This is a genomic window from Clostridium sp. AF23-6LB, assembly GCF_003461085.1.
Lineage (GTDB): Bacteria > Bacillota > Clostridia > Lachnospirales > Lachnospiraceae > Coprococcus > Coprococcus ammoniilyticus.
Genome location: NZ_QTWK01000003.1, coordinates 117,040 through 142,070, shown reverse-complemented (window position 1 = coordinate 142,070; position 25,031 = coordinate 117,040). Strand labels below are relative to the sequence as shown.

General features: G+C 41.5%; 24 protein-coding genes, 1 tRNA gene and 1 other annotated feature. Of the genes, 2 read left to right on the top strand and 23 right to left on the bottom strand.

Annotated features, from left to right (window positions below):
• Window positions 1-42 precede the first annotated feature (42 nt).
• The 5 genes from DWY07_RS07670 to DWY07_RS07650 all read right to left on the bottom strand — a co-directional run bounded on the left by DWY07_RS07670 (window position 43) and on the right by DWY07_RS07650 (window position 4,984).
• A complete protein-coding gene (locus DWY07_RS07670) occupies window positions 43-963 on the bottom strand; it encodes a purine-nucleoside phosphorylase (protein ID WP_226801009.1) in 921 nt (306 codons plus the stop codon).
• A gap of 26 nt (window positions 964-989) precedes the next feature.
• Window positions 990-1,077: transfer RNA gene (locus DWY07_RS07665), tRNA-Ser, on the bottom strand.
• Window positions 1,078-1,214: 137 nt separating this feature from the next.
• Complete coding sequence (locus tag DWY07_RS07660; protein ID WP_117807536.1) at window positions 1,215-2,852, bottom strand: peptidoglycan binding domain-containing protein; 1,638 nt, start codon at window positions 2,850-2,852, stop codon at window positions 1,215-1,217.
• Window positions 2,853-2,864: 12 nt separating this feature from the next.
• Window positions 2,865-3,728, bottom strand: coding sequence for a metallophosphoesterase (locus DWY07_RS07655; RefSeq protein ID WP_117807535.1), 864 nt, complete (start codon window positions 3,726-3,728; stop codon window positions 2,865-2,867).
• An 11-nt stretch (window positions 3,729-3,739) separates the two neighbouring features.
• Window positions 3,740-4,984 (bottom strand): D-alanyl-D-alanine carboxypeptidase family protein, encoded by a 1,245-nt coding sequence (locus tag DWY07_RS07650; RefSeq protein WP_242997328.1) that lies wholly within the window; start codon window positions 4,982-4,984, stop codon window positions 3,740-3,742.
• 194 nt (window positions 4,985-5,178) lie between these two features.
• On the opposite strand from DWY07_RS07650, the gene DWY07_RS07645 reads away from it, so the two are divergent.
• Window positions 5,179-6,207 (top strand): 3-deoxy-7-phosphoheptulonate synthase, encoded by a 1,029-nt coding sequence (locus tag DWY07_RS07645; protein ID WP_021943918.1) that lies wholly within the window; start codon window positions 5,179-5,181, stop codon window positions 6,205-6,207.
• 162 nt (window positions 6,208-6,369) lie between these two features.
• Here the strand turns inward: DWY07_RS07645 and DWY07_RS07640 are convergent, their stop codons facing one another.
• The 6 genes from DWY07_RS07640 to DWY07_RS07615 all read right to left on the bottom strand — a co-directional run bounded on the left by DWY07_RS07640 (window position 6,370) and on the right by DWY07_RS07615 (window position 11,049).
• Window positions 6,370-6,696: an SCP2 sterol-binding domain-containing protein gene (locus DWY07_RS07640; protein WP_117807533.1), complete on the bottom strand. Its 327-nt coding sequence runs from the start codon at window positions 6,694-6,696 to the stop codon at window positions 6,370-6,372.
• A 15-nt stretch (window positions 6,697-6,711) separates the two neighbouring features.
• A complete protein-coding gene (locus DWY07_RS07635) occupies window positions 6,712-7,383 on the bottom strand; it encodes a DivIVA domain-containing protein (RefSeq protein WP_117807532.1) in 672 nt (223 codons plus the stop codon).
• A 155-nt stretch (window positions 7,384-7,538) separates the two neighbouring features.
• Window positions 7,539-7,985 carry a D-aminoacyl-tRNA deacylase gene (dtd, locus tag DWY07_RS07630; RefSeq protein WP_117807531.1) on the bottom strand — a complete coding sequence of 149 codons (447 nt, stop codon included), beginning with the start codon at window positions 7,983-7,985 and terminating at the stop codon, window positions 7,539-7,541.
• A gap of 14 nt (window positions 7,986-7,999) precedes the next feature.
• Window positions 8,000-8,506, bottom strand: a complete 507-nt coding sequence (ilvN, locus tag DWY07_RS07625; RefSeq protein WP_021943922.1) for an acetolactate synthase small subunit — start codon at window positions 8,504-8,506, stop codon at window positions 8,000-8,002.
• A gap of 13 nt (window positions 8,507-8,519) precedes the next feature.
• A complete protein-coding gene (gene ilvB, locus DWY07_RS07620; RefSeq protein WP_021943923.1) occupies window positions 8,520-10,244 on the bottom strand; it encodes a biosynthetic-type acetolactate synthase large subunit in 1,725 nt (574 codons plus the stop codon).
• An 87-nt stretch (window positions 10,245-10,331) separates the two neighbouring features.
• Window positions 10,332-10,595: a binding site (T-box leader), on the bottom strand.
• A 160-nt stretch (window positions 10,596-10,755) separates the two neighbouring features.
• A complete protein-coding gene (locus tag DWY07_RS07615) occupies window positions 10,756-11,049 on the bottom strand; it encodes a DUF58 domain-containing protein (protein WP_226801011.1) in 294 nt (97 codons plus the stop codon).
• A 341-nt stretch (window positions 11,050-11,390) separates the two neighbouring features.
• Between DWY07_RS07615 and asnB the strand changes: the two genes are divergently transcribed.
• Window positions 11,391-13,247: an asparagine synthase (glutamine-hydrolyzing) gene (gene asnB, locus DWY07_RS07610; RefSeq protein ID WP_117822618.1), complete on the top strand. Its 1,857-nt coding sequence runs from the start codon at window positions 11,391-11,393 to the stop codon at window positions 13,245-13,247.
• A 271-nt stretch (window positions 13,248-13,518) separates the two neighbouring features.
• Here asnB and DWY07_RS07605 read toward each other — a convergent pair whose 3' ends face one another.
• The 12 genes from DWY07_RS07605 to DWY07_RS07550 all read right to left on the bottom strand — a co-directional run bounded on the left by DWY07_RS07605 (window position 13,519) and on the right by DWY07_RS07550 (window position 25,008).
• On the bottom strand, window positions 13,519-14,103 hold the full coding sequence (locus DWY07_RS07605) for a dipicolinate synthase subunit B (protein WP_117822617.1): 585 nt from the start codon (window positions 14,101-14,103) through the stop codon (window positions 13,519-13,521).
• A 181-nt stretch (window positions 14,104-14,284) separates the two neighbouring features.
• Entirely contained in the window at window positions 14,285-15,142 is an 858-nt protein-coding gene (locus DWY07_RS07600) for a dipicolinate synthase subunit DpsA (protein ID WP_117822616.1), read from the bottom strand.
• A 95-nt stretch (window positions 15,143-15,237) separates the two neighbouring features.
• Window positions 15,238-16,599 (bottom strand): D-alanyl-D-alanine carboxypeptidase family protein, encoded by a 1,362-nt coding sequence (locus DWY07_RS07595; protein ID WP_117822615.1) that lies wholly within the window; start codon window positions 16,597-16,599, stop codon window positions 15,238-15,240.
• A 54-nt stretch (window positions 16,600-16,653) separates the two neighbouring features.
• Window positions 16,654-17,349, bottom strand: coding sequence for an SMC-Scp complex subunit ScpB (scpB, locus tag DWY07_RS07590; protein WP_243860340.1), 696 nt, complete (start codon window positions 17,347-17,349; stop codon window positions 16,654-16,656).
• Complete coding sequence (locus tag DWY07_RS07585) at window positions 17,330-18,217, bottom strand: segregation/condensation protein A (RefSeq protein WP_226801012.1); 888 nt, start codon at window positions 18,215-18,217, stop codon at window positions 17,330-17,332. Before DWY07_RS07585 ends, scpB begins: the two co-directional genes overlap by 20 nt.
• A 62-nt stretch (window positions 18,218-18,279) precedes the next feature.
• A complete protein-coding gene (spoIVA, locus tag DWY07_RS07580; RefSeq protein WP_117822614.1) occupies window positions 18,280-19,752 on the bottom strand; it encodes a stage IV sporulation protein A in 1,473 nt (490 codons plus the stop codon).
• Between the two features lie 143 nt (window positions 19,753-19,895).
• Complete coding sequence (locus DWY07_RS07575) at window positions 19,896-20,897, bottom strand: NAD(P)H-dependent glycerol-3-phosphate dehydrogenase (protein WP_021943932.1); 1,002 nt, start codon at window positions 20,895-20,897, stop codon at window positions 19,896-19,898.
• A 51-nt stretch (window positions 20,898-20,948) separates the two neighbouring features.
• Entirely contained in the window at window positions 20,949-21,626 is a 678-nt protein-coding gene (gene plsY / locus DWY07_RS07570) for a glycerol-3-phosphate 1-O-acyltransferase PlsY (RefSeq protein WP_021943933.1), read from the bottom strand.
• Window positions 21,626-22,948, bottom strand: a complete 1,323-nt coding sequence (der, locus tag DWY07_RS07565; protein WP_021943934.1) for a ribosome biogenesis GTPase Der — start codon at window positions 22,946-22,948, stop codon at window positions 21,626-21,628. Before der ends, plsY begins: the two co-directional genes overlap by 1 nt.
• Window positions 22,941-23,816, bottom strand: a complete 876-nt coding sequence (pgeF, locus tag DWY07_RS07560) for a peptidoglycan editing factor PgeF (protein WP_309295071.1) — start codon at window positions 23,814-23,816, stop codon at window positions 22,941-22,943. Before pgeF ends, der begins: the two co-directional genes overlap by 8 nt.
• A 17-nt stretch (window positions 23,817-23,833) precedes the next feature.
• A complete protein-coding gene (locus DWY07_RS07555; protein ID WP_278286970.1) occupies window positions 23,834-24,205 on the bottom strand; it encodes a YraN family protein in 372 nt (123 codons plus the stop codon).
• A 29-nt stretch (window positions 24,206-24,234) separates the two neighbouring features.
• Window positions 24,235-25,008 carry a ribonuclease HII gene (locus DWY07_RS07550; RefSeq protein ID WP_117807524.1) on the bottom strand — a complete coding sequence of 258 codons (774 nt, stop codon included), beginning with the start codon at window positions 25,006-25,008 and terminating at the stop codon, window positions 24,235-24,237.
• Window positions 25,009-25,031: the final 23 nt, after the last annotated feature.

The following is a 25,031-nucleotide window of genomic DNA, read 5'->3' as shown; positions in this document are numbered from 1 at the left end:
TAAATGACTGATTATCACTTTTCATCAAATGATCGGAATATTTTATTCTGTGCCATCACTATAACTTTCGATCAATTCTGTAAGGAGTCTGCTCATTTTATCAGACATCTCCTTACTGCGATCCAGAATATCCTCATGCTTTAATTCAGCACCAAGTCCTGCCGCTTTATTTGAAATTGCCGAAAAACCGGATACCCGGATTCCCATATGGCAGGCCGCGATTGCCTCACATGCTGTACTCATACCAACCGCATCTGCACCAAGCATATGAAACATCCGTATCTCGGCCGGCGTCTCATATTGAGGTCCTGATGTCTGAAGATAAGTACCTTCCACAGTATGAAATCCCATTCTCTCAAATATTTTCCTGCTTATCTGAATTTTTTCTTCGTCATATATATGGCTCATATCCGGAAATCTGACACCAAACTTGTCTATATTCCTTCCAATCAAGGGAGATGGAACAAAGCTTGATATCTGATCCGAAATGATCATGATATCTCCCGGTACCAGCTCTTCACTGATTCCTCCTGCCGCATTGGTAAGAATCAGCCACCGTATTCCAAGAAGCCCCATCAGCCGGATCGGTTTCACGACATCCTGCATGGAATATCCCTCATAGTAATGAACTCTGCCCTGCATGACAACAATCGGTTTTCCACAGGAATAACCAAATATAAATCGTCCCTTATGGCCGGCAACTGTCGAAACAGGGAAGCCCGGAACCTCTTTATAATTAATATACACCGGATCATCCATGGTAAATGCATCACCCAGTCCACTTCCAAGTACGATCCCTATCTCCGGCTTCATCTTTATTTTACCAGTGATATAACGAACAGCCTCATCATACATAAATAACATCTCCTTATCCCAGTGCCGCAGCTCACCTGTACCCAGTCTCTGAAATACATAATTCTGATTTTCCACATATATCCATATGGTAAAAAAGCTGACACCCATCTGAATGTCAGCTTATTTTCATAAAACGGAGATAGAGAGATTTGAACTCTCGCGCCGGTTGCCCGACCTACCGCTTTTCGAGAGCGGACCCTTCAGCCACTTGGGTATATCTCCTTTTCCTATGACTTTGCTATAATACCATTAATACACAAAATATACAACTATTTTTTATTTGTAAAATACGATTTCGCCTGTATTAAATGAGTTGTGCTCACAATATCAACCTGCTTTTTTCTGATAAAATAAACATCTTAATAATAACAGATCACAGGCATACCTGCGTATATATTTTCATAAATAACCGCTGCTTTCTGATATGGCAGATTAACGCAGCCATGCGAACCGCCGGAATAATAAATGTCTCCGCCGAACTCATCACGCCATGTCGCATCATGAAGCCCGATTCCACGATTAAAAGGCATCCAGAAATTCACCTTTGTCTCGTAATCTTCACCTCTGAGAACCGATGGTGATTCCTTATATGTAACCGAATATAATCCATCCGGTGTACCATGACCGTTCTTCACGCATCCGGTAACACAAGGGGAATCTGTGACCAGTTTTCCACTTACAATCAGATAAACATGCTGGTTCGACAGATCGACCTCTACATAAGAATAACCGATATCCCCGTATTTGTTATATGCCGCTCCTACCTGGGAAAACTCCGGTGTACGCTCCTGTGATTTCCCACTTGCAAGTGCTTCCCGCAAGCCCTTTGTCTCCGCTTCCACATCAATTGCCCATCCATAACGATTGCCTGTTTCTTCTACATATCTTCCGGTATAGGTCTGAAAGGTTCTCGTTGTTCCGACAGTATCATATGTCTCTGCAAGTTGTCTCACATATGCCTGAACCGATTTCTTTTTGAACTTCCATTTTCCGTTATCATAATAGAGCCAGCTGCCAAATGTTGATGCATCAAGCGTCCATGTTACACGATCAATGCTGTAGTTGATCTGAACCGCAAGATATGTTTCCAGTGCTTTTTTCCGGTCTGCGATCTCCGTACTGTCTGCCGTGATCTCTGCATTCTCATAACACGCTTCTTTATCAAGGTCTGTAGTAGCTTTCACCTGTTCAAGTGCCGTTTCTATCACTTCCTGCACCTTATCTGTATCCAGATAACTGCCTTCTGTCTCTGGTATGATAACCGCCTCGCTCTTTTCAACTACTACATAGGCATCCTTTGGCTTATTCATATTCTTTTCCTGCATACAGTCCTGATTTTTTAAGAACTGATACAACTTTTCTTTATCATATGTTACTTCGTAACTGGTTTTATAATCTTTCCGATTATCATTCAGATACAAAAACCACAGAAAGCCATTTTGTTTCTTCTTGATGCTTTTCTCATTGGAAACTGCCTGTATCGTCATATCGATATCTTCCGGACGGATCACAAATGATGCATGTTCTCTGCCGTTTACGCTTAAAGAATATTCACTCATATATGTATCGATCGTGTTTTTTACAGATTTTACTGTATGATAGGATACATTCTGTCCGTCAATATATGTATTCTTGTTAAAATGAAAACTAAACCAGATCGACAATGTAAGATAACAAAGTAAAATAACTCCGCCCACAGAAATTGATATAATAGCAGCGATCTTTTTTCCTTTTTTCCGTCTATCGATCTGTTCATAGACACTCTTATCGACAAAGACATCCGATGGTATGGCAGCAGCCGTGGCAGCAACCTCCGGCTGGTCTTTTGTTTCTATTTCTTGAGTCTCTGTCTGGTCTGTCTCTTTGACTGCTTCCATCTCAGCCCCAGTCTGCTCAGCCTCTTTGTCCGCCACGTTTTCGGTTTCTTTGTCTGCGCCGCTTTCTGTTGGCTCTGCTTCACTCTCTGTCTGCTCTACTTCTTTGTATTCCTCACTCATAATCTTCCCCTGTTATTCTCCTTCCAGATGGATCACGCATATCTCCGGTTTATTATTGACCCGGAACTTTAAAGTATGACCACCAAGTCCACCTGTTAAAATCATTTTTTTATTACGATATTCATACATACCCCGGTAATATTTCGGAAACAGCCGTACCATCGGTGATATCACTCCCCCCAAAAACGGAAGTATGATCATGCCCCCGTGTACATGACCGGATAACACCAAATCTGCTCCCCATTCCGCATAAACCGAAAAATAATCCGGGTTATGCGCCAGTAGAATCGTATATGCATCCTGATGCCTTGTTGGAAGAAGCTTCACCAGATAGTCCGTCTCCATCTTCTGAAGCCGGAATCTTCTGTAATAAGCTGCATCCATGTCAAGCCCCACGATCTGAATGTTGTCAGATGCCAGAGTAGCTTCCTCATTTATAAGCCAATGAACGTAATTCTTTGTCTGTTCATACAGGCATTCCCATATATCTCCATACTGCTCTGTATATAAAACGGTTCGCATCTCATGATTTCCCTTTGAAATATAAACAGGGAATTCACTTCCAAGCTTTTGCAGAAGGTCTATCGCAACACCCGGTCTGACATCTTTCTTTCCGACTATAACATCTCCTGCAATCAAAACTGCATCAGGAGCAATCTTTTTTATCTCTTTTATGAGATCCTCATTTTTATCTCCGAATTCTGCATTATGAAGATCTGCGATCATCGCAAATGTAGCAGACTTTTTTATCCTTTTATCCGTGATTGTATAATGAGATACCGAAAGCATATGATTCTCCCGTCTGCTTTCGATCAGAACTGCGCACAGACAGATAATCGCAAATATACAGATGATACTGATAATATCGAATAACATTTTCTCTTCCTCTAGGAACGAAAGGCAAGATATAATACTTTTTTAAAGCTGTAGCCAAACGTCATTTTCTTTATATTTTCTGCTGCAACGACCTCGACTGAACCAAGGATACGACCATTGATTGAATATTCTATATGACCGACAACATATCCTTTTTTTATCGGTGCTGTAAGCGGTTCATCCTGAACCAGTATCTTCTTTACATCATCTGCCTTTTCCCCGCGAAGCAGAACGGATGAGAAGTCCGATACACTGTCAATCGCCAGCTCGTCACTGATACCATTTTCTATAGAAACGCTACGGGTGTCAAGTACATTTTCATCTTTATACAGATTGCAATTTGCATATCCATAATCTAATAGCTTGCAGGCCTCTTTATTTCTGATATCCTTTGTTTCAGCTCCCATGATGACTGCGATCAATGTAATGCCGTTTCTGTTCGCCGTCGCCGACATACAGTATTTAGCTGTCGCCGTATATCCGGTTTTAAGCCCGGTTGCCCCGGTATACATATTTAGGAATTTATTTGTATTAGCAAGGTCAAATCTTGACTCTCCCCTTGCGGTTTTATGTACGATTGAATCCATCCAGATACCGGAATAATTCAGGATCTCAGGATGTTCGTCAATTAACTGTCTGGACATGATCGCAATGTCTTTTGCCGATGTCTCATGTCCATCTGCATCCAGTCCACATGCATTGACGAAATGTGTATGCTCCATTCCAAGTTCCTTTGCCCGGTCATTCATTCTCTGAACAAAGGCTTCCTCGCTTCCTGCCGTGAATTCTGCCATAGCAACTGCCGCATCGTTTCCTGATGCAATAATGATACATTTTATCATATCTTCAACCGTCTGCTGTTCCCCGGTCTCAAAGAAGCATTGTGAACCACCCATAGAAGCTGCATGTTCACTCACAGTTACAATATCAGACATCTGATAATCACCTGCCTTCATTGCCTCAAAAATCAGAAGCAGCGTCATTACCTTTGTGACGGATGCAGGTTTCCTTGCTTCATCTGCATTTTTCTCATATAATACCGTTCCTGTCGTTGATTCCATAAGGATACATGATTGTGATTCCAATTGAAGTCCGGACTGATCTGTCGCTATTTCATCTGTTGCTGTTCCATCTGTTACAGCAACACTATATATTACCGATTGGCCGATATGTCCGACTACAAGTGCTATTCCAAGAACCGTACCTGCAAATGCTCTGCCTATCCTCTTTCCCATTTTTACCCGTTTCAATAACATCCCTCTAATCTGTTCATTTATACAATTTATGCTTAAAAAAATGAATAAAGAATGTTTGTGTTGATATTTTTCTTTCATAATTAATTATATTCTGCTATAATACTACAGAATTATGCGCAATATGCGGTAATTTAAGAAATAATGACACTTTCGTCATTTATTAACTGGACAAATTATAACAGGAGGAAAAATCAATGAGTATGAAATTGGTCAAACGAGTACCAACCGGTGAAGAGATCAAAGAGTTATATCCTCTCTCACAGGAACTCAAAGACATTAAAGCAAAACGAGATGAAGAGATCAGAAAAATTTTTACCGGAGAAGACAAGCGATTTATATTTATAATTGGTCCATGTTCCGCTGATAACGAAGATGCTGTATGCGACTATCAGAACAGACTGGCAAAGGTTGCAGAACAGGTCAAAGATAAAATTCTTGTAATTCCACGTATATATACGAACAAACCAAGAACAACGGGTGATGGATACAAGGGGATGTTGCATCAGCCGGATCCGAATAAGGCTTCTGATATGTTAGAAGGTTTATATGCAATCCGTAAAATGCATATCCGCGCGATCAAAGAAACCGGACTCACAGCAGCAGACGAAATGCTCTATTCCGAGAACTGGCAATATGTTGACGACATCTTATCCTATGTAGCGATCGGTGCACGTTCCGTTGAGGATCAGCAGCACAGATTAACGGCAAGTGGAATGGACATTCCGGTTGGCATGAAGAACCCAACCAGTGGGGATTATACTGTTATGATGAATTCTTGTCTTGCTGGACAGCATCCGCATACTTTCTTATATTCCGGATGGGAAGCCCACACAGACGGAAACCCACTGACCCATTGTATATTAAGAGGTGCATTAAATAAACATGGTCGTTCCATCTCAAACTACCACTACGAAGATCTTCGTCTTTTATATGAATCATACCAGAAGTTCAATCTGGTAAATCATTCATGTATCGTTGATGCAAATCATAACAATTCAGGCAAAAAATTTGATGAGCAGCCACGAATCGTAAAAGAAGTTATCCACAGCCGCAATTACGATCCTGATATCAAAGAACTTGTAAAAGGTGTTATGGTTGAAAGTTATATCGAAGACGGTAATCAGCCGGTTGGTGGAGGATGCTATGGCAAATCCATCACAGACCCTTGTCTCGGATGGGATAAGACAGAACGTCTCTTAAAGGAAGTTGCTGATCTGTTATAAAAATCTGATACCATGTAATGCAATGATATCAAACATCTTTTAAGTTGAGATGTAATGCAACGATATCCAAGCTTCTTTTATAAATAAAGATGTAACACATCGTTTATAGCTATAAAGGCAAAAAGAAACCTGCCAGTTAATATCTGACAGGTTTCTTCTTTTTTACTCTTTGATGATGCGTGACAGGAAATTTCTTCCCAATGACACATCACCAGCAATATTTAATTTTCCTGTAGCATATGCATAAATCGGATCCATTACTCCATTTATCACCCGTTCCAGACTGGATATTGTAACGATAAACTGAACATTTCGTTGTTTATATTCCCCCGAAATGACCTCAAGTGTACCATCTTTCAAATGAATATAAAAATGTCCACTGTCACGTCCAATAACATCAAACTGGAAATAGGTATCATCCTGTAATCCATCTATGTTCCTATGTACTGATAATTTATGAAAATAATCGAGACATTCCCTATATGTCATACAAATCAGCCTGCTTTATAAGAATTCGAAATCGTCATCCTCATCGCCATCACCGATCAGAACCTGATTGCGTTTAACGCCTTCTTCGATTTCTCCTACGATTACTTCGTCTTCTTCATCCTCTGTTACAGCACTCTTCCCTGCAAATGCCTGTGGCTTGCTTTCCTCTTTTGGCTCTTCCTTTGGCTTCATCTTCAGCTTCTGAGGTTCTGCTGTTGTCTGAGACTTCATCTTCAGCTTTGTAATCGGATCAGCTTCTAACGCATCTTCATTGATTGATGAAGCTGTCGTGCTGGCTGTTGCTGTTACAGTACCGCCATTTGCCTTAAGCTCTTCCATCTCCGCTTTTAACTTTGCAAGTTCTGCCTTTGCATTGGAAAGAACTTCATTTGCACGTTTCTTTGCATCGTTAATGATTTTGTTTGCTTCACTGTTTGCCGCATTCTGTTCCTTTTTGGAACCCGGAGCAGCCTGCTCTAACTGTTTCTCTAATTCATAGATCTTTACACTATTCTCTCTGAGAGAATTCTGAGCCAGTTCATTTTCTGCTACAGCGGCATCATATTTTGCCTGTAATGAAGCAAACTCATCCGATACTTCTCTCATAAATGAATTTACTTCATCTTTATTATAACCAAAAAGTCCCTTTTTAAAGGTCTTTTCTTCAATGCTTTCCTTTGTTAACATTATAGCGCTTCTCCTTTACGTGTTTATTTAACATAACCTAAACTCAATTATATTAATTCTTTGTATGTTTTTCAAGAAATAATCGTATGTTTTTGAAAAAAATTTACAATTTTTCATGCAAGATATTCAATTTGGATCCATTCCCATGTATTTTTTTACATTTCACGGCTATCAAACAGGATCGTAAACGGTCCATCATTGGACAGATCCACTCTCATGTCCGCACCAAAAATACCGCTTTCTGTAACTGCGATTTTTTCCCTGCAAGCAGACAGGACATATTCATATAACGCATTTGCTTTTTCAGGGTTGCCTGCCTTTGTAAAAGATGGGCGGTTTCCTTTCTTACAGTCTGCACATAAGGTAAACTGTGATACGATCAGAAGCTCACCGTTTACATCTGTAAGAGAAAGATTTGTCTTGCCATTTTCATCCGCAAATATACGAAGTCCCAGCAGTTTACGGATTAATTTGTCTGCAGCTTCTTCTGTATCTTCTTCGAATACACCTACAAATACCAACAGACCTTTTCCGATCTTTCCTACCTCTTTATCATCTACTGTTACACTTGCATGATTCACTCTCTGAATCAGAAATCTCATAATTTTTATCCCCTTTAGCGCTCCGACATGCTGATTGCTTCTACTGCAACGCTTCCTCCACGGACAACCTCGATCCGATTTGGAAAACTCTGCTTGAATAACTTGATCGCATCATTGTTCTGATTTTCTGTCTGTAAACATTCCACCAGAATATTCTTTCTGTCATAGTCCGTGATCTTGAAGTTAAATGCATTTGCAATACGGAATACTTCATCCTTATCATCGGTATTACATTCTTTTACCTTGATGAATAAGATCTCTTTATTATGGATCGGAATATCCGTATAATCAACCACCTTGATTACTTCCACGCTGCGGTTCAACTGCTTCTTTACCTGTTCAAAAGTACGATCATCACTGGTAAAACTGATCGTCATTCTGGATACCGTCGTATCCTCTGTTTCTCCTACAGTCAGACTGTTCAGGTTATAGGATTTACCGGAAAACAGACCGGAGATTCTTGCAAGTACACCTATTTCATTTTCAACATATAAACATATCCATCTTTTCTTTTCACTCATCTGTCTATCCTCCTTAACAATCCATGATCATATCATTTAATGACTTGCCACCCGGAACCATAGGGAATACATTTGCAGTCGGATCAATATAGAACTCTATAACTGTAGGTCCCTTTGTATTTGCCTTTGCCTGCTCAAATGCTGCTTTGATCTCTTCTTCCTTTGTAACACGGATTCCAAGCGCCTCATAGCTTTCCGCCAGTTTTACAAAATCCGGTGTATATTTCGGACAGCATTTGTCAGGATTCTGGCAGTCATGATTACAGCTCTTTCTGTATCTCAGACAGGTACTGCTGTAACGCTTGTTGAAGAACAGCTCCTGCCACTGACGTACATTTCCAAGATAACCATTGTTTAAAATACAGATCGTGATCGGAAGCTCCTGTGCAACCGCAGTCGCCATCTCCTGAATATTCATCTGTACACCACCATCACCGGAAATGCAGATAACATTCTTATCCGGGTTACCGATCTTTGCCCCGATGGCAGCAGGAAGTCCATATCCCATCGTACCAAGACCGCCGGAGGTTAAGAGCTGGTTCTCACCGCCAAGTGCAATATACTGTGTTGTCCATAACTGGTTCTGTCCTACATCTGTAGTAATAATGAGATCGTCATACATCTCGTTGATCGTCTTAATGATCTTCTCAGGTGTAACACCTTTATAAGAATTCATGTTGATCGGATACTGTTTCTTCACTTCCATGATCTCAGCAACCCAATCGGATATATCTAATTTCTTTGCATATTTTAACATCTTCGTGATCGCAAGCTTTGCATCTGCTACGATTGGGATGTCTACCTCGATATTTCTGGAGATTGATGCTGCATCGATATCGATATGTATGATCTTTGCATTCTTTGCAAATGTGTCAATCGTACCGGTGATACGGTCGTTAAATCTGGTTCCGATTGAGAATAAGACATCACATTCCATGATTGCTTTATTGGATGCGAGATTTCCATGCATTCCGATATTACCAACATATAAAGGATGGTCCGTCGGAATTGCTCCCTTACCCATGATCGTAGTAACAACAGGGATTCCTGTTAATTCACATAATTCCTGCATTTCTTTTCTTGCATGTGCGATATTCACACCGCCACCGATCAGAAATACCGGTTTCTTTGCATGGTTTAATTCTGCCAGAGCCTTCTTAAGCTGACCAGAATGTACACCCTCTGATGGCTTATATCCTCTGATATTTACTTCATCCGGATATTCATCCGAACCCATTGCAAGCTGGATATCTTTTGGTATATCAACCAGTACAGGACCCGGCTTACCGGTTCTTGCGATATAGAATGCATTCTTGATAATTCTTGCCAGATCTTCTCTCTTTCTGACTGTTACTGCATATTTGCAGATGTTTCTGGTGATACCTACGATATCGACCTCCTGAAAGGCGTCGTTACCGATCAGATTCATCGGTACCTGTCCGGTAAAACATACCAGAGGAACACTGTCATAATTTGCTGTTGCAATTCCTGTAACCAGATTCGTTGCACCAGGCCCGCTTGTAACCAGACATACACCAACCTTTCCGGTTGATCTTGCATATCCATCTGCTGCATGAACAAGTGCCTGCTCATGTCTTGGAAGAATCATATCGATTCCCTCTGCATCGTATAATGCGTCAAATAAGTCGATCGCTGTTCCACCCGGATAGGCAAACAGTGTATCAACATGTTCTTCCTGTAATGCTTTTACAAACATCTGTGCTCCATTAATCTCCATAACCTATATCCTCCTTTAATTGTCATCCATATAAATTTCCAAAAAGAGCGTTTCCCATCCACTAAAAAAGCCCTAAGCCGTATATCAGCTTAGGGCGAATAATCATATCCGTGGTACCACCTAAATTCAGGTTCTTCCTGCTCTCATCCAATACTTACAAATCTTATCTGCGTTATATTGTATTCCTATAACGGGGAAATCCGTTGAATCCTACTCAGCACTTCTTATGAAGTCATGCTTTTCAGTCCACTGCTCGAAGGCTACTTCCATACATCCTAGCTGAAGATTCTCACCACCATCTTCTCTCTGGGAGCCGGTCCTGTATGTACTCCTCCTTGTCATTGCATTTGACATATAAACTGTTGTTACTTTAGCATAAATGAGAAAAAAAGTCAATGCGTTTTCTGGGAAAAATCACCAAAACACCTGCATCAAACATACAGGACAATCCCCTTTTCTAAACGTTCGATCTCAAAGGCTGCATCCCGGTTGGCATCATATGTAATAAAGATCACCTTTGCAAACCGATGAATATCATGACGGAATTATCATTTGGTGTATCCAGTTCTTTTACCATGGTCTTTCCCATCTTAGCTGACATTTTCCAATGAATATTTTTGATACTGTCACCTTTCATATATTCCTTGATCTGAAGGATCTCTGAAATATCATTTCCTTTTACATGCTTGTAATTCACATCATTCTCGCTCACAAGACTGCCTTCTACATCATACAGATCCATGGAACACTCTTTCGGATATTGATAAAACATACTATAACAGATTGATCTCCGTTGAATCATCATTATCATTATTGTCCTGATCACTGCTGGAATCTTCTGATTCTGAATCCTGATTATCGGAACCACTGACCGCACCGTTACCAATGGTACTGTTATCATCCTCAGAATAGAAGCCCGGTGTAACTTCAACCGGAATAAATCCAAACCCATTTCTTCTAATTTCTCGACATATGAAGCAAGCGTAACATCTGTAACACTTTGTGTTGATTTTACATCTGCATAAATATTTCTTTTTTATTTTGTATTTTTCGGCACTTTTGTTTTGTATTTTTCGGATTTCTTTTTCTGCATATTTTACTGCCCTGTTTCATACAATTATACGACGAAACCGAAACGAGTTATCTATGTGTTCTATTTCTGGATTTTATAATGTACATGGCAGATACCTGGAAACGCCCGGACATTTTCATGATATTCTGTCTGCCATGAATGCAAAGCAAAAGCATCGCGGGCCGGATGATGATGGTATTCTTCTGATGGATACATGCGGACTGTCTCATACAAGATTATCCATCCGGGATATCAAAGCCGGACTTCAACCCATGTCCCGCACTGTACAGGGAAGAACGTTCACTATCGTATTCAATGGAGAAATCTATAATACAGATGAACTGAAAAGGGAACTGATCTTACGCGGTTATTCCTTTTCCACAACATCCGATACCGAGGTACTGCTGTTTTCATACATATACTATGGGCCTGACTTTGTAAAACATATCAATGGTATATTTTCTTTTGCGATCTACGATCATGCCGAAGAAGCCATTTTACTTTACCGGGATCCATTCGGTGTAAAGCCTTTATATTATACCTTTTTATCTGACCGGACACTTGTCTTTGCATCAGAGCGAAAGGCACTGTTCTGTTATCCCGGCACATTTCCAAGACTGGATAAAAAAGGCTTATGTGAGATTTTTGCTCTTGGCCCGTCAAAAACACCGGGCTGCGGTGTCTTCAAAGGAATCGACGAACTAAAACCCGGTCATTATATCCGATATGACCGATTCGGCTGTTCCATCACTTGCTATTTTCGGATTCAAAGCATACCTCATACCGATGACTATCAGACAACCGTGGAAAAGACCTCTGATCTGTTAAACGCTGCAGTAAAACGACAGATCGTATCCGATGTTCCGATCTGTACCTTTCTGTCCGGCGGTATCGATTCCTCGATCGTCAGTGCCATCTGTGCGGAAGAACTAAAGAAACAGGGGCAGGTACTCGATACCTATTCCTTTGATTTTACCGATAATTCACGCTATTTTAAATCAAATGCCTTTCAACCGGAACAGGATCGGCCATATGTAGATCAGATGGTCTCTTTCCTCGGAACGAAACATCACTACCTGACCTGCAATATGGAAGAGCTTGCCGACCTGCTTTATGATTCCGTTCTTTCCAGAGATCAGCCGACCATGGCAGACGTTGATTCATCCCTGCTGTATTTCTGTAAGCTGGTATCTGAAAACAATAAGGTTGTGCTGACCGGGGAATGTGCCGATGAAATATTTGGCGGATATCCATGGTTCTACCGGGAAGATCTGCTTGCATCCGATACTTTTCCATGGATGACCGATCTTACACCGAGAAAGCAACTGTTGGATCCGGAATTTGCAGATGCCCTGCAGATGGATGACTATGTGAAAAATCTTTACCATCAGATCATCTCCGAGATTCCGGTGCTGCCGGAAGAATCCAATATCGAAAAATCCCGTCGCCGAATCGGTTACATGAATATCCGGATGTTCATGCAGACCCTGCTTGACCGTATGGATCGTACCAGTATGTATCATGGTCTGGAGGCAAGAGTACCATTTGCTGACATCCATCTTATGCAGTATGTCTTTAATGTGCCATGGAAATACAAATACCGAAACCAGACAGAGAAAAGCCTGCTCCGTCATGCCGCTGTAAATCTGGTTCCAAATGAAATCCTGTTCCGGAAAAAAAGCCCGTATCCTAAGACCTATAACCCGCTTTATGAAACGATCCTTGCCGACCGGTTAAGAGAAGTGATCCACGATCCTGCAAGCCCTGTCAACCGGTTTCTGGATAAAAAAGCAGTTCTACAGTTTCTGGAATCTCCGAAGGATTATGGAAAACCATGGTATGGTCAGTTAATGGCAGGCCCGCAGATGATGGCATACCTGCTGCAGGTCAACTACTGGTTAAAGGAATACCAGATTGCTGTTGAACTCTGATTTCTGTTTTATACCATAAATAAAATGCAGGCAGAAACTTGTGTCTGGTGAAATCCACAATGGTGTCCATATAAATAACATCGACATTCGCGTTATTTCGTTGCGAGACCCGCGCTAACTGTCAGCATCAAGCCCATGTCTGAACCCGTCAGGGTGAGTTTGGGCGACTGCTGACAAAATAAGTGCACGTGTCGAGCAGAAATGAAGCGAGTCGTGTATTTATATGGACACCATCGTGGTTTTTTCCGGGCACAAGTTCCTGCCTGCGTTATCACTTGTCACATAACACCGGCTGAAGCTGCTTCCCCTTTAAAGCCTCCTCTATCGTCTCCGGTATCATGGACAGTTTTCCGATCAGGGAATTCGGCTTCTTTACCGGATCATCCTGATAAAATGGAACAAAATAAATATTCTTCATATTCATCAGCATTCCGATATTCTTAAAATTCATCCCCATCGCATCATTTGTTGAAATGCTGATGATCAGCGGTTTATTATTCCTGATATGCGCCTTCGCTGCCATCAGCACCGGAGAATCCGTGATACCGTTACATAACTTTGCAAGTGTGTTGCCTGTACATGGAGCGATTACCAGTACATCCAGATATGCTTTTGGTCCGATCGGTTCTGCCTCCTGAATGGTAAAGATCCCTTTCTTCCCTGTTATCCTCTGAATGTCTTTTACAAAATCATCCCCTCTGCCAAATCTGGTATCGTACGTTGCAGACCGTTCGGAAAAGATCGGATATACCGATATTCCAAGCTTTGTCATTTCCTCTATCTCTATCTTTACTTTATCAAAAGTACAAAACGAACCGGTTATTGCAACGCCGCAATTGCACCCTGATAAACTCATATCTATAATCCTTTCCATTCAATACAATCCATAAAATCATTCTGATCCATACTGTTTTATCAATTCCAAGCTGTTGTGTCTGGTTCCAACTATTTAACAGAACCAGACAAATACTACTGCCTGACAATGATTTTATGTTTATTATAGTGTATGCAGGATCATAAATTATGTGACTGTTTTATCAAAGATACGACAAAACTGCCTCGCCCAGGATCTCACCGGAAGTTTTTGGCGAATACCGTCCCGGAATCCCCAGACTATGTTTATAACAGATTCCCTGCTCATCCAGATATGCAAAATCCGTTCCGCCCGGTTTGGATGCTATATCCAGAATAACAACATCCGGACGAAGCTTTGACAAGACTGCCCGATCAAGCACAGGCGCCGGTATCGTATTGTAACAGAAATCAAATGTATCCAGCTTTTCACAGGAAGCCAACTGATTCAACAATATCGTATGACAATCCCCCATGGCTGCCTTAATACAGGCCTCCACACTTCTGGCTGTAACCGTCACCTCCGCTCCCATACGAAGCAGCTTCTGTGCAAGGACACGCCCGCATCTTCCATAACCGGTAACCAAACATTTGCTGTTTTCTATATTGATATCACTCATCATAAAGCTTTCCGTGATCGCACCTTCTGCCGTTGCAACCGCATTTTTTAGTGCAACACAGTCATCCTTCATATAATCATGACATGGTATACCTGATTCTGCACAGGCTTTTGTCAGTTCCTGTGAGATCACGCCCCCACATACCAGACCAAAGTCCCCCACCATGAAAGCAAGTGCTTCTGCCGTAAGCTCTGAGCAGCCATTGATATGGATACCGTCCTTTGTAACCGGAACCGGAAGCAACAGCCCGGTTTCTTTTAATGTATCATCGGTCTTGAGATTTCCAATTATATCCTGTAATTTTTCTCCGGTATCTGCAAGTTCCGGCACCTTCCATGTAAAAACCGGATAGCCCTGTTCTTTTAAATATAAGACCAGATAGTGGCAACGCAGGTCACCACCCACTACAACAAACTGTTTCAAATAATAACCTCCCTGTTCTTTTCATCAATCTTATGCTCCATATTATATAGTAACCTGTCATCTGTTGCCCGTATACTACAACTATAATTCAACGATCAGGAATAATTTCTGTCAATATAATACTTTATGTACCCACTTATAAAATCCTTCCATGTCATTCCGGATATTGTTTCTGTAATAAATACCGGATAAATAGCATAGACCTTACCGTTAATTGACAGAACAACGGAACCAATCTGCATCCCGGTTTGCAACGGAAGTCCAAGTTTCTCCGGCATAATATACCGGACAGTGATCTGCTCATCTTCCCGCAGCAACAATGTTTCTGAAAAATTGCAGTCCCATGCGATCGTGTCCTTTTCTGCATCCTGCTGTTTTCTGTAATTGGGATCATACTGAATAGGAATGTTCGTTTTTTGCAGGATATCATCTTTTATGGTATGTTCCTGATAATGATCCAGTCCATAGTTCATAAGCTTTTTCGTATCTGCCCATTTATAGGTTTTATTCCCCGGCCAGCCGCATCCAAGCAAAGCTACGATGAACAGCTTTCCATCCCTTTCTAACGCTCCAACATAACAGTAACCGGCTGTTCCTGTAAATCCGGTCTTACCTGTCAGTGCTCCATCCATCATATTCAGAAATGCATTATGATTATTGCAGGTAAAGCTTCTGGTTCCTGCAAGATTGGTAAAAGAATAAACAGATGTTCTTGTGATTGTAAGAAATGTATCCTTTTCAGGTGATTCTTTAATGCAATACCGCAGGATCCGAGCCAGGTCAGCAGCCGTTGTTCCGTGTATCCCATGTTCATCCTTTGCATCTAAGCCATTTGGTGTAATAAAATGTGTCTTCATGCAGCCAATATCCTTTGCCTTCTGATTCATCAGCTCCGCAAATTGTTCCACACTTCCGCCAATATGCTCTGCGATCGCAACCGCACTGTCATTATGGCTTTCCAGCATCAGCGAATACAGAAGATCTTTTAATTTATATTCCTCTCCCTCTCTGATATTAAGCTGTACATCCGGCATCTTTGCTGCATAGGAAGATACGACCACCGTATCGTCCAGATCACCATATTCAAGTGCCAGGATACAGGTAAGGATCTTCGTCGTACTGGCATTTGCACGAACTTCTTCACCTGCTTTATCATACAGGATCCTGCCGTTTTCTCCATCCATCAAAACAGCCGACAGTGCATGAAGATCATTGTCTGTGATCTTTTGCTCTGTATCTACCTGAAGGGTATTACTGTTCTGTTTGCTGCGGTTATTCCAATGAACTATCCTTTGCAGCTGCGGCTGCATCACAAATGCTTTCGCAGGAATCACAGAACAGAGCAATACTGAAGCAACAAGGATCCATGCAAACAGAAAACCTGCGGGAATCTTCTGTCGCCTTCTTCCTGCAGGTTTCTGTTTTCTTTTATGATATTTGAAATATAACCCTAACATACGATCACCGGATATATTCTTTCTTCATAAAAATATATTCCGGATCTGTCGGTTTTATGACTCGTTATCCAGCCCGAGTGTGATCTCATTTGCCTCTTCCTGTGCTTCCTTCTTAAAGTCCTCGATCTTATCCGGACTGATCATCGGAAGCTCCTCTGTCGATGCAACGCCGAAGCTTCGCAGGAATTCCTCTGTCGTTCCAAACAGGATCGGTCGTCCCGGAGCATCCAATCGTCCAACCTCATCTACCAGTCCGTATTCCATCAGCTTATTGATCGCATGTGCACAGGAAACTCCACGGATGGCTTCAATCTCCGGTCTGGTGATCGGCTGCTTATAGGCAACGATCGACAGGGTTTCAAGCAGTACATCCGTCAGATTTGGTTTCTTTGGTGTACAGACAACCTTTGTCAGCACATCGTAGTACTCATTTCTGGTACACAACTGATATGAATTTTCAAGCTCGACCATCTTAATGCCCCGGTCAGACTGGTTATAAATTTCCAGCACCTCTTCCATCTGCTTGGACAGCTTCTTTGTCTCCATCTCCAGTGCCTTAGCCAGTCGATCTACTGACACAGACTCCCCAATGGAAAACAGGATTGCTTCAACTGCAGAAACCAGATATTCTGTACTGTATTCTTTATAAACTACCAGCTGTTCTTCTACATTTTCCTGTGTTATCTCATTTACTGTTGCTTCGTTCTCTTTTATCTCACCCATACCCATCTTATCCTCGTTCTGTCTCATTGGCTTCACCATCTGCCTGATGAATGGTTTCTGCTTTTGTCTCTATTGAATCCGGCACATCTGCATCTGTTTTATCTGTATCAGTATTCTGGCTGTTCAACTCATATGCAGCAATGTCATCTCTGGAATCAATGATAATCTCTCCAAATATCTCTTCCTGCCGGATCTGAATGGCTCCAATCTTCATAAGCTCTAATATTGCAAGAAATGTTACGATAATATTTGATCTCGATGCCTGCATTTCAAGCAGTGTCCGGAAATTGATGCCTGCAAGTCCGCGAACCTGTTCCCGAACCTCCGCCATCTTTGCTTCCAGTGAGATCTCCTCTCTCTCAATATTTTTGAACTTACTACGGATCGGATCTACCTTTTCAACCTGTTTCCGCATCACAGATTTGAAGATCTCGTTTAGTTTTTCCAGATTCATATCATATTCCGAGATCAAAGCAACAGGATCCACGACCGGCTTGAAATTTTTCACCTCTGCAGGAATGCTTTCTTTTTTATAAAATGCCTTTGCACCGTCAAACTCCAGATCTTTCAGCTCACTTGCCGCATATTTGTACATCTTGTACTCCAGCAATCTGCGGACAAGTTCCTCTCTCGGATCCTCTTCCTCTTCATCCTCTTCTGTCACCTTTGGAAGAAGCATCTTGGATTTGATACGGATCAGAGTCGCCGCCATGACCAGAAATTCACTCATAACATCCAGGTCTTCCTCTTCCATATGATTCACATAATCCAGATATTGCTCTGTGATCGTTACAATCGGTATATCATAAATATTTACTTTATTCTTTTCGATCAGATGAAGGAGCAGATCAAGTGGTCCTTCAAATACATTCAGTTTTACATCGATTGCCGACATATCGTCTCCCTTTATCCCATACAGACGCCATCAAGGTTTTTTCGCATCTGTTCTCTGTGTGCCTATATAATAATGCAGACCAGTCCGCCATTTCCATCATTTACGATCTTCTCCATGGTATCCTGAAGCTTCTGCTTGCTTTCTACATTCATCTTATTTGTCTTTGTATTTAATCCATCCTCTACAAGCTGCTCGATCGACTTGCCAAAGATATTCACATCCCAGATATCTTCTCCATTCTCTCCGGTGCTTGTTTTGATATATTCGACCAGATCCTCCGCCTGCTCCTTCGTACCAACGATCGGTGCGATCTCTGTTGTAATATTCGCTTTGATCATATGAACCGATGGTGCCTCTGCCTTGATCTTTACTCCATATTTGTTACCTGCCTTGATCAGCTCCGGTGTTTCCAGTGTAATATCCTTCTTTTCCGGCATTACCAGACCATAACCGCCATTTTTCACACTGTCAAGTGCATTTATAACCCCATTGCAGAACTTTTTCTTTTCTGCCATATCTTTGATCTCTGTAATAAAATCATACTCATTATGGATCTCTGTCCCAAGCATATCGGAAAGCATCTCATAATAATATCTTCCATAGATCGTAACCTGAACACTTAACGAACCATCTGCAAGATTTACATTGTTATATGTATACTTTTCCACATATTCATTTTCCGGAAAAGCAAAATGAACCATATCATATATGTGCTGATTGCTGTTCATGATGTCCATGGCATTCTCGATCACACTCTTTTTGATCTTATTGTCATTCTCGGATACCTCCAGCCACTTTGGTATCACAAAATTAATACAGGTGATCGGAAAACTGTACAGCATCGAAGTAAAGATCGCATTGATATCATTTCTGCTCAACTGATCACAGTTTACGGGAAGAACAGCAACACCATATTTATCTACCATCGTTGCTGCAAGCTCTTTTGTTTCATTTGCTCCCGGCCGATTTGAATTCAACAGGATCACAAACGGCTTTCCAATAGCTTTTAATTCCGCTATCGTTTTCTCTTCTGCTGCAAGATAGTTTTCTCTTGCCAGATCGCCAAAGCTGCCATCACAGGTCACCACGATCCCGATTGTTGAATGACTGTTGATCACCTTCCTGGTTCCGATCTCTGCCGCTTTTGCAAATGGAATATCATAATCAAACCATGGAGTCTTGACCATCCGTTCTTTTCCATCCTCCATCTGACCTTCCGCTCCATCTACAACATAGCCAACGCAGTCGATCAGCCGGACACGCATATCGATCTCATCATCTACCCGGATCTCAACGCCTTCTTTGGGTATGAATTTGGGTTCTGTCGTCATAATCGTCTTACCGGACGCAGACTGTGGCATTTCATCCAGCGCAATCTCACGGTCATTCTCATCTTTTATATTTGGAATGACCATCATTTCCATAAACCGTTTGATAAATGTTGATTTTCCGGTTCGTACCGGACCTACAACACCTATGTAAATTTCACCATTTGTTCTGGCATTGATGTCGTTGTACACATTAAAGCCTCCCATATATACCTCCTGCATTTCTTACACATTTTCCGTTTCTGCTCCTGTATTTGTATCATAAAAAATGGAAATACAAAATCTGTTTCCTATGTAAAGATTATCATATAAGTAATATATGAAAGAGCTTTTACAAGTATGTCAAAAACTTACTCCTCTACAGATATCTCTGCCTTTCTGTCTCTGGTAAGCAGATCCACAACTGCTTCACGGGCAGGCTTGCCCTCGAATAATACCTTATTTACCTCTTCAACGATCGGCATATCGACTCCGTACTTCTTTGCAAGCTTCAGTGTCGCCTTTGCAGAATATACCCCTTCTACTACCATCTTGACCTCAGCCATTGCTTCTTTGTAGCTCTTGCCCTGTCCGATCAGATAACCGGCATTCCGGTTACGGCTGTGCTTGGACGTACAGGTAACGATCAGATCACCCATACCGGATAAACCGGCAAGTGTCTCTACATGTGCTCCCATCGCAGTTCCGAGTCGTAAGATCTCTGCCATTCCTCTGGTCATTAACGCTGCCTTCGTATTATCTCCAAAACCAAGACCATCCGTAATTCCTGCAGCCAGCGCAATAACATTCTTAACAGATCCGCCAAGTTCGATTCCGGTTACATCTGTACTGGTATACACACGGAATACATCATTCATAAACGTATTCTGGATCAATTTAGCTGTATCCATATCGCGTGCTCCGGCTACTACTGTTGTCGGAATACCAATACCAACCTCCTCTGCATGGCTTGGTCCGGAAAGAACTGCAACCTTTGCTCCAGGGATCTCACTCTCGATGATCTCTACGATCGGAGTCAGGGTTGCCTCCTCAATGCCCTTGCTGACATTGACGATCAACTGATCGTTTGTAATGTAAGGCGCGATCTTCTTTGCTGTGCTCCGGATAAATGGGGACGGAACTGCACAGACGATCATTTTTTTCCCTTTTATCGTCTGTTCCAAATCTGTTGTAAATGTGATTGTTTCATTCAGATGAACACCTGGAAGACGGTCCCTCTGCTCCCTGTATGTGTTCAGCATTTCAATCTCTTTTTCATCAATGGACCAGACGGTAACATCATGCCCATTCCCCGCCAGCAGGTTTGCAAGTGCAGATCCCCAGCTTCCTGCTCCTAAAATACCTATTATCATACTAAATACCTCTCCATCTTTATAACTTTGTGGTCGATATAATTTAACATACTATGCCTGTTCTTCTGTTGTCTTATTTCTTCCCTTTAAAGAGAATTTATTCTCTGTTCCTTTGATCAGTCTGACAATATTCTGTTTATGACGATAGATTGCAAGCAAGGTAATAAGTCCTAAAACAATGCAGCTTTCAAGTTTCATCGAATCGGATGTAAAACCATAAGAACCTGTATATGCAAATATTGTATAGGAAACTAAAAGTCCCAGGACAAGGCAGATAGAACCTACGGATACATATTTGGTTACAACCACACAGAATACGAATAATCCTAGTTCAATAAGCGCAACTCTCCAATCCAGTAAACCGATTGCGATTCCGGATGTCGCTGCAATTCCTTTACCACCTTTAAACTGCATGTAAAACGGAAAATTATGTCCAAGTACAACGCCTGCCGCTGTATAGATTACAAACAAATATACGTTTTCAATGCCAAGAGCATTCATGATAATATGTGTGATGCTGCATGCGATCACTGATTTAAACAGATCACCAAGGAATACAACTGCTCCAGCCTTCTTTCCAAGTACACGGAGTGCATTCGTCGTTCCTGCATTACCACTTCCATATTCCCTTATATCAATACCATGTAATTTACCGTAAATATAGCTTGTCTGGATGATACCAAAGAAATATCCTCCAACCAGACATATGATTCTCGCCAGTACTAACATTATTTTTCTTTTCTCTCCCTGATAATAAATTTTAAAGGTGTTCCCCGGAAACCAAATGCTTCTCTGATCTTGTTTTCAATATAACGTGTATAAGAGAAATGCATCAGTTCTTTATCATTTACGAATATAACAAATGTAGGCGGCTTAACAGCTACCTGCGTAATATAAAACAGCTTCAGACGTTTACCTTTATCTGTAGGCGGCTGCTGCATCGCAACTGCTTCTGTCATGATCTCGTTCAATACACCAGTCGCAACACGAAGCGAGTGATTCTCGATGACAGCATCGATTGTTTCAAATAATTTCGGAAGTCTCTGTCCGGTCGCTGCCGATACGAATAACAGCTCTGCATAAGGCATATAAGACAGCTTTTCCCGGATCTCCTTTGTAAACTTATAAATGGTCTTGTCGTCTTTTTCCACAGCATCCCATTTGTTTACAACGATGATCATACCTTTTCCACGTTCATGTGCAATACCTGCGATCTTCGCATCCTGATCTGTGATACCCTCTGTTGCATCAATGACCAGAACCGCTACATTACATCGTTCAACAGCCGATACAGTACGGATGATACTGTAACGCTCAATATCTTCTTTGATCTTGCTCTTTCTTCGAAGTCCTGCAGTATCAATAAACACATACTCCGTTCCATTTCTGACGATTTCGGTATCGATCGCATCTCTTGTCGTTCCGGCAATATCAGATACGATCACACGGTTTTCACCCAAAAGCTTATTGATGATCGATGACTTACCTACATTCGGCTTACCGATAATGGCAATTCTAGGTCTGTCATCTTCCTCTTCATTTTTTGATTCTTCATCAAAATGAGACACAACTTCATCTAACATATCTCCGATTCCAAGTCTGGATGCACCGGATATTGGAACAGGATCGCCCAGTCCGAGATTATAGAACTCATATACATCATTCATATATTTCTCAAAGCTGTCCACCTTGTTTACAACAAGGATCACCGGCTTCTTCGATTTACGGAGCATCTGGACTACCTTATGATCATCGTCCACAAGTCCCTGTCTGACATCTGTCATAAATATGATAACATCAGCAGTCTCAATGGCGATCTCTGCCTGCTCCCGCATACTTTTTAAAATAATATTGTCGCTTTCCGGCTCAATTCCACCGGTATCTATGATCGTAAAATTATAATCGAGCCAGCTCACATCTGCATAGATTCTGTCTCTGGTTACGCCAGGCGTATCTTTTACAATTGAAATTTTCTCTCCTGCCAGTGCATTGAACAGGGTAGATTTACCTACATTTGGACGTCCAACGATGGCTACTATCGGTTTACTCATTTACGTTTCCTCCGTCTGCTGTCGATTTCAGCATGATAACAGCTCCCAGATTGCCACGTTTCCCATGGCTCGCCCTGTGTGAAAACAGGAAATCCGGATTGCAGCATGTACATATGTCGGTTACATTTATATGGTCAGGCAATATACCTGCACCAGTCAGATTATAATAATTTGCCCGGTGTAAATCAAGCAAATACTTACCATTTCCAATTTTTTTTGTCATTTTATCATACTGTTCCGGTAAATAAGCATCCTGAAATGCCTCAGCTACATCCTCGCTTACCTCATAACAGTTCTGACAAATAGACGGTCCGACCGCACAGATCAGATCCGAAGCCTCACATCCATACTCTTTATTCAAAGCTTCGACCATATGGAGGCTGATGTTCTTAACAGTTCCGCGCCAGCCGGAATGATTCATGGCTACAACCTCTTTTACAGGATCATAGAAGAAGACCGGTACACAGTCCGCATAAAACGTGATCAATGGCAAATCCTTTACATTCGTCATCAGACCATCTGTTTCCGTTATATCCGATTCTCTTGTGATACCTTTTCCGGCATCTTCCTCTGTTATTTTACGAATCACAGTTTCATGTACCTGATCAGAAAATACCAGTCGTCTGTAATCATATCCGACTGCCTGTGCCAGCCTCCTGTGATTCTCCATAACTGCATCCATATCATCTCCACGATGAAAGCTCAGGTTCATCGTAGAATACATTCCTTCACTGACCCCACCAAGTCTCGTTGAAAATCCATGAACGATCCCCGGCAGTTCCAGATTCTTAAATACAATATACGGAACTCCGTTTTCCTCTTTTATCTCTGTTGTCTTATCCTGATTGATATATGTTATGTTATACATTTTCATACCTCATAACCTTAATAATATCCCTGATAAGGGAAAGCATCTTTCATATGATGGATCTCATTCTCCGCCACCGCAACCACATCGAATCGTACCGGTGTATTGTAAGGATCATATCCATATCGTTTCATATAATACAGGGCTACCCTGCTGATCTGACGCTGTTTGACAGGTGTTACCGCCGCCTCCGGCGATCCGTATCTGCTGTTGCTCCGATATTTTACTTCTACAAATATCAGATACCCATCTTTTGATACGATCAGGTCAATCTCTCCGGATGCGACCCGGTAATTTCTCGCAAGTATCCGGTAACCTGCATCTTTCAGATATGATGCAGCCATCTCTTCATATTCTGTTCCTTTTTTTCTTGTATTATAATGGTCGATACAGTTGTTCTCCTTTTTCTGTCTATCTTCTATTCTTTCCAGAAATGTGTGATAAAAGATCTTCTGTGGATCTCACATGGTCCAAGTAATTTTAATGCTTCTATATGCTCCTTAGATCCATACCCCTTATTCTTTGCAAATCCGTATCCCGGATATATCTCATCATAAGAAACCATCAGACGGTCTCTTGTTACCTTCGCTATAATACTAGCGGCAGCGATCGAAGCAGATTTTGCATCTCCTTTTATGATCGAAACCTGTGGGATCTCTACCTCCGGTATCTTAACCGCATCGTTTAATAACAGATCTGGCTGAACCGTAAGCTTACGGATTGCAATCCGCATGGCTTCATAATCTGCATTTAAAATATTGATCTGATCGATCAGCTTCTCATCCGCCATACCGATTCCGTAAGCAACCGCTTTTTCTATAATCTCATCATATAATTCTTCACGCTTCTTTTCAGAGAGCTGCTTGGAATCATTCAGATACAGAATATCACAATCCTTTGGCAGGATCACAGCCGCCGCTACTACCGGACCTGCCAATGGGCCACGACCTACCTCATCAATTCCACAGATATACTGACAGTCAGCATGCTGTCTCTCATATTCAAACATATGCTCCATCCGGTCGAGCTCTTTTTGATATGCTGCAATCCTCTTTTTCACTGAAAGGATCAGTTTTTTTACACCCTCACGGTCATCCTCTGCATATTTTTCTATTACTTGTTTTACTGCATTCACATCTGCATTTGAAAATTCTGCTTTAATCTCTGTTATGCTTTTTCTTTTGTTCTCCATCTCATCCTCATATAAGCATAAAT

Excerpts from the sequence above, each read along its gene's own strand:
- DWY07_RS07670 (WP_226801009.1), bottom strand. The coding sequence starts at position 963 with ATGGGTGTCAGCTTTTTTACCATATGGATATATGTGGAAAATCAGAAT.
- DWY07_RS07660 (WP_117807536.1), bottom strand. The coding sequence starts at position 2,852 with ATGAGTGAGGAATACAAAGAAGTAGAGCAGACAGAGAGTGAAGCAGAG.
- DWY07_RS07655 (WP_117807535.1), bottom strand. The coding sequence starts at position 3,728 with ATGTTATTCGATATTATCAGTATCATCTGTATATTTGCGATTATCTGT.
- DWY07_RS07650 (WP_242997328.1), bottom strand. The coding sequence starts at position 4,984 with ATGTTATTGAAACGGGTAAAAATGGGAAAGAGGATAGGCAGAGCATTT.
- DWY07_RS07645 (WP_021943918.1), top strand. The coding sequence starts at position 5,179 with ATGAGTATGAAATTGGTCAAACGAGTACCAACCGGTGAAGAGATCAAA.
- DWY07_RS07640 (WP_117807533.1), bottom strand. The coding sequence starts at position 6,696 with ATGACATATAGGGAATGTCTCGATTATTTTCATAAATTATCAGTACAT.
- DWY07_RS07635 (WP_117807532.1), bottom strand. The coding sequence starts at position 7,383 with ATGTTAACAAAGGAAAGCATTGAAGAAAAGACCTTTAAAAAGGGACTT.
- dtd (WP_117807531.1), bottom strand. The coding sequence starts at position 7,985 with ATGAGATTTCTGATTCAGAGAGTGAATCATGCAAGTGTAACAGTAGAT.
- ilvN (WP_021943922.1), bottom strand. The coding sequence starts at position 8,506 with ATGAGTGAAAAGAAAAGATGGATATGTTTATATGTTGAAAATGAAATA.
- ilvB (WP_021943923.1), bottom strand. The coding sequence starts at position 10,244 with ATGGAGATTAATGGAGCACAGATGTTTGTAAAAGCATTACAGGAAGAA.
- DWY07_RS07615 (WP_226801011.1), bottom strand. The coding sequence starts at position 11,049 with ATGATGATTCAACGGAGATCAATCTGTTATAGTATGTTTTATCAATAT.
- asnB (WP_117822618.1), top strand. The coding sequence starts at position 11,391 with ATGTGTTCTATTTCTGGATTTTATAATGTACATGGCAGATACCTGGAA.
- DWY07_RS07605 (WP_117822617.1), bottom strand. The coding sequence starts at position 14,103 with ATGAGTTTATCAGGGTGCAATTGCGGCGTTGCAATAACCGGTTCGTTT.
- DWY07_RS07595 (WP_117822615.1), bottom strand. The coding sequence starts at position 16,599 with ATGTTAGGGTTATATTTCAAATATCATAAAAGAAAACAGAAACCTGCA.
- scpB (WP_243860340.1), bottom strand. The coding sequence starts at position 17,349 with ATGAGACAGAACGAGGATAAGATGGGTATGGGTGAGATAAAAGAGAAC.
- DWY07_RS07585 (WP_226801012.1), bottom strand. The coding sequence starts at position 18,217 with ATGTCGGCAATCGATGTAAAACTGAATGTATTTGAAGGACCACTTGAT.
- spoIVA (WP_117822614.1), bottom strand. The coding sequence starts at position 19,752 with ATGGGAGGCTTTAATGTGTACAACGACATCAATGCCAGAACAAATGGT.
- DWY07_RS07575 (WP_021943932.1), bottom strand. The coding sequence starts at position 20,897 with ATGATAATAGGTATTTTAGGAGCAGGAAGCTGGGGATCTGCACTTGCA.
- plsY (WP_021943933.1), bottom strand. The coding sequence starts at position 21,626 with ATGTTAGTACTGGCGAGAATCATATGTCTGGTTGGAGGATATTTCTTT.
- der (WP_021943934.1), bottom strand. The coding sequence starts at position 22,948 with ATGAGTAAACCGATAGTAGCCATCGTTGGACGTCCAAATGTAGGTAAA.
- pgeF (WP_309295071.1), bottom strand. The coding sequence starts at position 23,816 with ATGTATAACATAACATATATCAATCAGGATAAGACAACAGAGATAAAA.
- DWY07_RS07550 (WP_117807524.1), bottom strand. The coding sequence starts at position 25,008 with ATGGAGAACAAAAGAAAAAGCATAACAGAGATTAAAGCAGAATTTTCA.